The 7,351-nt window shown below is 43.5% G+C and carries 6 protein-coding genes; 1 reads left to right on the plus strand and 5 read right to left on the minus strand.

Features of this window, described 5'->3' with window-relative positions:
- Window positions 1-9: 9 nt before the first annotated feature.
- From C7R92_RS13600 to C7R92_RS13610, 3 genes are read right to left on the minus strand one after another with little or no spacing between them, the layout of a single operon-like run.
- Complete coding sequence (locus tag C7R92_RS13600) at window positions 10-1,326, minus strand: opine metallophore biosynthesis dehydrogenase (RefSeq protein ID WP_106834630.1); 1,317 nt, start codon at window positions 1,324-1,326, stop codon at window positions 10-12.
- Between the two features lie 12 nt (window positions 1,327-1,338).
- Window positions 1,339-2,151 (minus strand): class I SAM-dependent methyltransferase, encoded by an 813-nt coding sequence (locus C7R92_RS13605; RefSeq protein WP_106834631.1) that lies wholly within the window; start codon window positions 2,149-2,151, stop codon window positions 1,339-1,341.
- 34 nt (window positions 2,152-2,185) lie between these two features.
- The gene (locus C7R92_RS13610; protein WP_106834632.1) at window positions 2,186-3,031 is read right to left on the minus strand and encodes a histidine racemase CntK family protein; all 846 of its coding nucleotides are present in this window, start codon (window positions 3,029-3,031) and stop codon (window positions 2,186-2,188) included.
- 312 nt (window positions 3,032-3,343) lie between these two features.
- Between C7R92_RS13610 and C7R92_RS13615 the strand changes: the two genes are divergently transcribed.
- Window positions 3,344-4,561: an MFS transporter gene (locus tag C7R92_RS13615; RefSeq protein ID WP_106834633.1), complete on the plus strand. Its 1,218-nt coding sequence runs from the start codon at window positions 3,344-3,346 to the stop codon at window positions 4,559-4,561.
- Between the two features lie 24 nt (window positions 4,562-4,585).
- Here C7R92_RS13615 and C7R92_RS13620 read toward each other — a convergent pair whose 3' ends face one another.
- Together C7R92_RS13620 and C7R92_RS13625 are read right to left on the minus strand one after the other, a co-directional pair.
- Window positions 4,586-5,218, minus strand: a complete 633-nt coding sequence (locus C7R92_RS13620; RefSeq protein ID WP_020477522.1) for a YczE/YyaS/YitT family protein — start codon at window positions 5,216-5,218, stop codon at window positions 4,586-4,588.
- 107 nt (window positions 5,219-5,325) lie between these two features.
- Window positions 5,326-7,146, minus strand: a complete 1,821-nt coding sequence (locus C7R92_RS13625) for a PAS domain S-box protein (RefSeq protein WP_106834634.1) — start codon at window positions 7,144-7,146, stop codon at window positions 5,326-5,328.
- Between the last annotated feature and the right edge of the window lie 205 nt (window positions 7,147-7,351).

Consider the following 7,351-nt stretch of genomic DNA (forward strand, 5'->3'; position numbering starts at 1 on the left):
AAATACGTGCTAGTACGTTTTCTTTGATTCCATACCCTTGCCGAGCTCACTGCATATCCTCTTCAAATCTTCCTCGAAGCTTTGCACCACGAATGCATCCGATAACCTTTCGCCCTTACGTGTTAGCGCAACTTCCGCAATTTTACGCTCGTACGTTTCAATGAATGTATCGATGGTAGGACAACTGATATCTATGTATCTTGCAATGCCCTGAATGATTTTTATCCGATAGTAATCTTCCTTTGGCATACGCGGAATATCCCAATACCCTTCCCTATTGATAAACATTTTCCGGATGGGGACAGCAGAGAAATCGAAGTATCTTCCCTCTGAATCTGGCTCCGAAAAAGGATCGATCAACAGGGAGGTATACCGAATGAACAATAAATACTCTTGATGAATCGCTTCAAAATGAACGAAGTTTTCGAAATCATCACGTGATAGACACTCCAGCCTCACCGGATAGTTGTCATCCGTCATGAACTTCAGCAAATTGACCCCTTTCATATTGAGCTTTTCCACCACTTTTGTGATCTCTTTCCATTGGGTAAGCATATTGCGAATGAGATATTGCGTGATGGGACCCTCTGGAAACATTTTGTATACGTACTTTTTGATTGGTTCCTCTCCAAATATCACACGAAGGGAGAAGTCATTCATAAACAGTGGCGGATGCACATATAGGGATATATTTCTCGTTTCCGCCTCAATCGGAGAGTCCATGAGTTCCAAATCGATACCTACTTGCTCATATAACTCACAAAGTCTTTTTACATTCTGGGATGGAGAGTGCGTCGAGCCAATGTAAACTTTTTTCTTAACTCCTGTCGTAATTACACGATTGGAAGGCTTATCGTGGAACCAGCGTGTATCGCCAAGGTATGTAGAAAAACTGATAATCTCCGCATCTGAATGAATCCTGTTTAGATAATGGCGTAGTAAACTGTTGGAACCAAAGGTCGGAGAAACTAAAACCATGCACTTTATTTGCTGTAAGACCTGATCATTGATTTGTTGTAAAACTTCTATATAAGCATCTGTTGTGACAGATAATAGGAAGGTATCCCATTCCCCTGTAACGGTCCCATATCCCTGGAATACTTGATCGATTTGGCATTCGCCTTCCAGCTTTTGATGCTTTTCATTTTGAACATCTACGCGAATTTGCTGCCTATTTTGCTTTAATTCAGCAAAGAATGATTCGGAACGAACAGACTCACGCCCAACGATCCCAATGTAGCAATCCCATTGTTTTTTTAGCATGACAGCCATTTGAATCGAAGCAGGACCTGTTCCCAATAGCAAGATTCGTTTCAAAGCACCCATAGAAGCCTCCTTTTACGACCAGCATGTAGCCGATGCTTTTTTATACAAAGCGATATCAAACACATGATCGGGACGCAAGATGGTTTCAATCAGCGTCCATTTCCGCTCATCTACCTCTCTCATGGGGTAGTTAAACAGGGACTTCAATTGATTACCGTATCGGATCGCCACGATCACTTGTTCATTTGTCAATGGATGCAATTGTTCCAGCAGGTCATATTTATTTGCAACCGTCGAACTAAAGATGATATGGGTTGCATCCTTCGTCATATCAAGGCGTTCCACAAACTCTTTCTCCAAGCGGATAGGCAATCCACTTCCCAGCCTTTCAACAACACTCCGGCCTAGATGGATGGCCTCCGCATCAATGTCGATACCAACCACTTCCGCTCCAGTTCGCTTCGCAATCAACAATGGCGTCATGGGAAATGAGCCTGAGCCAACCATTAACACCTTTGAATCAACAGTAACTTGGAAACTCCCAAATTCTTCTTCAATACATGATTCAATGTTTTGAAAGTAGTCGGTCTTATCGGCAATCCCATCCAGCAGCTTCAGCGCACGATATTTCTCCATAATGGCAACGCAAATCGCCGACGATTTTCTTACATCCTCCACAAACTGATTCAACTGGCTTACGATTGACGGTTCTAGTTGCTCCCAGGCTTCTTTGTTTCTTTCATCCGTTATGAATGTAGAATACTCATCTATGATTTTTTCTAACTCCGAACTGTGATGGATGGTGCCGTCATATCGATCCGCTAAATGGGTGAACCTTTCGAGAAATGCAGTCAAATGTTGTTGCAACTGTTCTGGTCTATTCATTCAGTTCTCCCCTTGCTAAATAAAATGGGAAATCTCAAACCGTATCTGGTATCTCGATGAATGCTTTGCCTCGTGCCACGATTCCGACTGTCCCCTCAATTTTCAGGCTGGTTACTTCTTCGCTTTGCCAATTGGCGGTTACATGAATCGTGCCTCCCGGTTGCCTGATCGGAGCAGCGATATCGCCTTTCTTTTTCCAAGCCAGATAGGCTCCAAGTGAAGCAGTACCTGACCCACAGCCTCTTTCCCAGATCATGCTATCTAATGGCGGAACAAAGATAAGTGGAGCCAATTCATTCGAAGCTGGCTGATACAATAGCACACCGATCAAATTCGCCCCTACAGTTACTCCAAGCAGCTTGGCTAAAGACTGCGCACGTTTTCTTACCGCCTCATTGAACTGGTCCACTTCAATCACGATGTGAAAGAAATCAGGATACCGTACAATCACCATGTTTATTTCGTCGCCATCATAGTTGATTGATTGCTCTTCGATCTTTTTAGGAAGAGGCATTGAAACTTGGCAGTAATATTCGTCTTCGATTCTTTTTACTCGACAAGTAACGAAATGATCTGTACCCGAAGCTTCCAAAACAATTTCGGTCCAATCATGATGCTGTAGGCCATTTTCATGCGCAATGAACGTCGCTAATGCCATGCATGCATTGCCACAAAACTCGCCCCCGGCCATTTGTAGATGGGCTGCCGCTCCAACATTACTTGATTTTTCGATAAAGCCCACTTGTTCTGCATGGACACTATCGTAGGACATCATTTTTGAGGCGATGAGCGGATACTCTTCCGCTGGATGATTATTTTTCACAAGAATGGTCATATTTTGTGTGGGATTAAACTTTATAAATTCGATTTCCCGTTTCATCACAACCTACCCTCTTACCATATTTTTGATGAACAGCTAATTACTTCACTCTAAACGTAATCATTACGATTTAAAACAGAAAAAATAAACCGTAATGATTACGATTAATGACGAGTACATCATAACCACAATTTGGTTATCTGTCAACTACACACTTGGAGTTTTCCTTTTCTCATTGTTCATCATCACGCGGAGTTGCCTACAGGGCAAAAATGCCTTGACTTAACAAAGTAGAACAGGTAATCTTTACCCGCTACTATAAAACGACAGTTCAACCGGGATTTTATACTGTAGAAAGGTTGTATTGACTTCATGGCGTTATCTCACACTACTACCAAGAAACAGGTCAACAAGGAAAAGTCTTCTATCTCTTTGCTCTCTCTTACCGTAGGCTCTTTTGCCATTGGGATGACGGAATTTGTCATTATGGGTCTGCTGCCGAATGTTGCAGAGGATTTGGATGTTAGTATCTCATCTGCGGGTCAACTCATTACCATGTATGCGCTAGGGGTAGCCATCGGTGCACCGATACTGACAGTCCTCACCCACCGAATTCCCCAAAAGAAGCTACTCTGTCTACTCATGGTTCTGTTTATTCTCGGGAACGGAATCTCTGTTTTTGCTCCCAACTACGCTATATTGATGGGAGCACGCCTGATCACCGCTTTGACACATGGGACATTCTTTGGAGTTGGGGCTGTTGTAGCTTCCAGTCTTGTAAGTCCTGACAAACGTGCCGCAGCCGTTTCCATTATGATGGCAGGTCTGACGATCGCCAATATTATTGGTGTGCCTCTGGGGACTTTTATCGGTCAACATATGGGGTGGCGAGCTTCATTTGGCTCTATTGCGATCATGGGAATCATAGCACTCATCGGAATACTCGTTTTCGTCCCAAAAATGCGGCAAGAAAACACCGAGAGTATCACTGGGCAAATTACCGCTCTTCTCAAGCCCAAGCTCCTTCTGTACCTCCTTATTGGAGCACTAGGCAACGCAGGTCTATTCACCGTGTTTACGTATATTACGCCACTGCTAACGCAAATTACCGGTTTTGCTGAGTATCATGTAACGTGGATTCTTGTCCTCTTCGGCTGCGGAGTGACCATCGGAAATATCGTGGGCGGAAAGCTTGCGGATTGGAAGCTGATGCCTTCCATACTCGGTCTTTACTTTACGATATGCATCATTCTCACGCTGTTTACGTTTACCGTATATAGTCCAATTGCTGCCGTATTGACCATTTTTCTATGGGGAGCTGCTTCTTTCGCTGTATTTCCAGGGCTGCAAGTACGTGTGATGAACCTCGCTCAGAATGCACCGGCGCTTGCTTCTACCTCCAGTCATTCTGCCGGAAATCTAGGAAATGCAGCTGGTGCTTTCATTGGCGGATGGGTTATTACTCATCTGGATATAACCGCCCTCCCGTGGGTCGGTGCTGTGCTCGTATCACTGGGTTTGATTTTAGGAATCGCTTCTTATATAGCTGAACGCAAGCTGCAACAAAGTGAAAAAGGGTACTCCATTTGAGCACCCTTTTTCTTTTTCTCTGGACTAAGCCGTTCCGTAAGGTTTTGCCAGGATTCGCTCCCACATCGGAATAAACTGCTTGATCAGTGGTCCGATCGCAAGGGCCGTCACAAAGGTTCCCACCGAAACGGGCCCACCAAGCAACAAGCCCAACACCATGACCGTGCACTCTATACCGATCCTGACTTTACCGACGCCCCATCCCATTCGCTCATGTAGAGCTAACATAAAACTGTCACGTGGACCGGCTCCCAATCGCGGTGAAATATACATGCCCGTGCCGATCGTATAGATGAGCAGACCGACAGCAAACAAAATGGCTCGTTCTATAACGGTCTCTCCTGTAGGAATCCAGTTCAGCCACATGAATAAATCAATAAACAGCCCGAAGAAAAACATGTTTAAAAACATACCCACGTTAGGCCGTATCTTGCCAATGATGTAGGAAGCGAGAATGATCATGGCTCCCACGATTTGCGACCATATGCCGATGGTCAGTCCAAATGTCTTCTGTAATCCGATATGCAGTGTATCCCACGGTGCAACACCTAAATGAGCCTCAATCATCATGCCAATACCAAACGCCATGACCGCCAGTCCGATCATAAACACGCTGTATCGAACGGCAAGCGGATGAAGTAGTAGCTTCCTCCACATCACTTTCTCCCCCTCTGAAAATTCTGGATTTTTCAGCACACGTAGGTGGGGATTTGGTGAATGTTACCTTATTGGCAACGATTAGATTATTCACTAGGATCACCTTCCTATTTCGAAATGGGCAACATGATTTCCACGATGGTACCCTTGTTGATCTCACTTGAGATGGTGATGGTGCCTTTATGATCTTTCATTATTTTATTGCTGACAAGTAAACCTAAGCCTGTTCCTTTCTCTTTCGTGGTATAAAAAGGTTCACCGAGTCTAGGTAGCAGCTCTTGGGAAATGCCACATCCATTGTCGGTAAAGCGAATCAGCACGTGAGTTTCATGTAGGCATGTGGTTTCTATGCTGATTTCGCCATTCGCCGTGATCGCATCCAGAGAATTCTTCAAAATATTGATAAAGACTTGTTTTACTAGATTTTCTTCTCCATTAATCGCTATCGGAATATGGCTGAATATGGTGTTGATCGTAATGTTGGTTAGATTCGCTTCTGATTCGAGAAACTTTACCACACTTTCAATGAGTGGATGTAAAAGAATCCGCTTCACATTCAGAGTTTGCGGTTTAGCCAATACAAGCAGCTCACTCACGATAAAGTTGATGCGATCTAGCTCGGCCAACATAATGTCTGTATAAATGACGCCATCTGATAGTGTTGGCCGCAAGTACTGAATAAAGCCTTTTAATGACGTAAGCGGATTTCTTATTTCGTGCGCGATACTTGCAGCCAATTCACCAATTACGGACAGCTTTTCTGTTCTCCTGAGAAGTTCTTCATTTTGCTTCCTCTCCGTAATATTACGTGTAACGTTGATGAAGTATTGTCTTTCACTATCCGAACTGAAAAAAGGCATTCCTTTAGATTCGAGGTAGATCCATTTCTCGTTTTCCAGTTTGTATCGATACTCACATGTAATAGGTATATGGAATTGAAGCATAGTGGAAAATCGCTCACAAACGAGTGATGCATCTTCTGGATGTATGTTTCCAATGATAATTTGGCTCGTCCCTAATTTCTTCAGATGTGAAGGTGAACTATACAATACGTGACCGTTCTTATCAATCACGGAGATGAAGTCTGCTGTGTGCTCGGCAATGAATCGATACTGTTCCTCGCTCTTGCGCAAAGCTTCTTCAGACTGTTTTCGCTCCGTGATATTGCGTGAAACGAATAAAAAGCTATCGACCTCTTTGTTCTCAGACATGATCGGAACACAACGCGACTCCCAGTACACCCACGATCCATTTTTATGGCGTATTCTGATCTCCATTTGTACATTTTGGGGATTCGCGGAGAGTAAGTAACGCAGGTCTTGCACGATTTTCACATCATCGGGGTGAATGAGCTCAAAACTATTCGTTTGCAGAAATTCATCCGGTGTGTATCCCAAATGGTGCTCGATAGAAGGAGATACAAAAAGATTATTCATCTGTACATCATGTTGACAAATAACATCGCTTGTATTTTCTACGAGGATACGGTACTTTGCCTCGCTTGTCACGAGAGCCTCTTCCGCCATTTTGCGGTCCGTAATATCCCTTGCGATGACAGAAGTGCCTACGATCGTTCCTTCTCGATCTCTTATAGGGGAAGCTGTTAGACCAACCAGCACGATCTGGCCATTTTTTCGTTGACGCACGGTCTCATAGCCCGTAATATTTTTTCCTTCATATTTAACCTCGTGGAAAATTTCCTTTGTTTCGTTAATGAGATCTTCAGGTACAAGACAGTACGGGTCATTCAGGAGGTCTTGATATGTCCAACCATAGATTTTTTCAAAAGCACTATTCACAAAAAGTATACTACCCTGCATGTCCCTAATTGAAATCGCGTCCGTAGTCGTTTCAACAAGTGACTGAAGCAGCTCTTTCATGTTGAACTGTTCTTGTCTAAGGTCGATTCGCTGAGTTTCTTTATCCATATGTTTATACCTTCCTTAAACGAAGATTGCGAATAATGATAATATTCTATGCTTGTTGAAAATATCCTTGAGAAAATATCTATGCCACTAAAAAAAATACCGCCCCTTAAATAGGAACGGCATCGATCATGATACCCGGTTAACCTTTCTTTGGTATCAAACAGAAAAACCACCTGACCAATCCTGAACTGCACCCCAATTGTTA

Origin of the sequence: Brevibacillus porteri (assembly GCF_003013475.1) — a bacterium.
In the GTDB taxonomy this organism is placed as follows: Bacteria; Bacillota; Bacilli; order Brevibacillales; family Brevibacillaceae; genus Brevibacillus; species Brevibacillus porteri.

Bases quoted from the DNA above. Each gene is read 5' to 3' on its own strand.
- C7R92_RS13600 (WP_106834630.1), bottom strand. From the start codon at position 1,326: ATGGGTGCTTTGAAACGAATCTTGCTATTGGGAACAGGTCCTGCTTCG.
- C7R92_RS13605 (WP_106834631.1), bottom strand. From the start codon at position 2,151: ATGAATAGACCAGAACAGTTGCAACAACATTTGACTGCATTTCTCGAA.
- C7R92_RS13610 (WP_106834632.1), bottom strand. From the start codon at position 3,031: ATGAAACGGGAAATCGAATTTATAAAGTTTAATCCCACACAAAATATG.
- C7R92_RS13615 (WP_106834633.1), top strand. From the start codon at position 3,344: ATGGCGTTATCTCACACTACTACCAAGAAACAGGTCAACAAGGAAAAG.
- C7R92_RS13620 (WP_020477522.1), bottom strand. From the start codon at position 5,218: ATGTGGAGGAAGCTACTACTTCATCCGCTTGCCGTTCGATACAGCGTG.
- C7R92_RS13625 (WP_106834634.1), bottom strand. From the start codon at position 7,146: ATGGATAAAGAAACTCAGCGAATCGACCTTAGACAAGAACAGTTCAAC.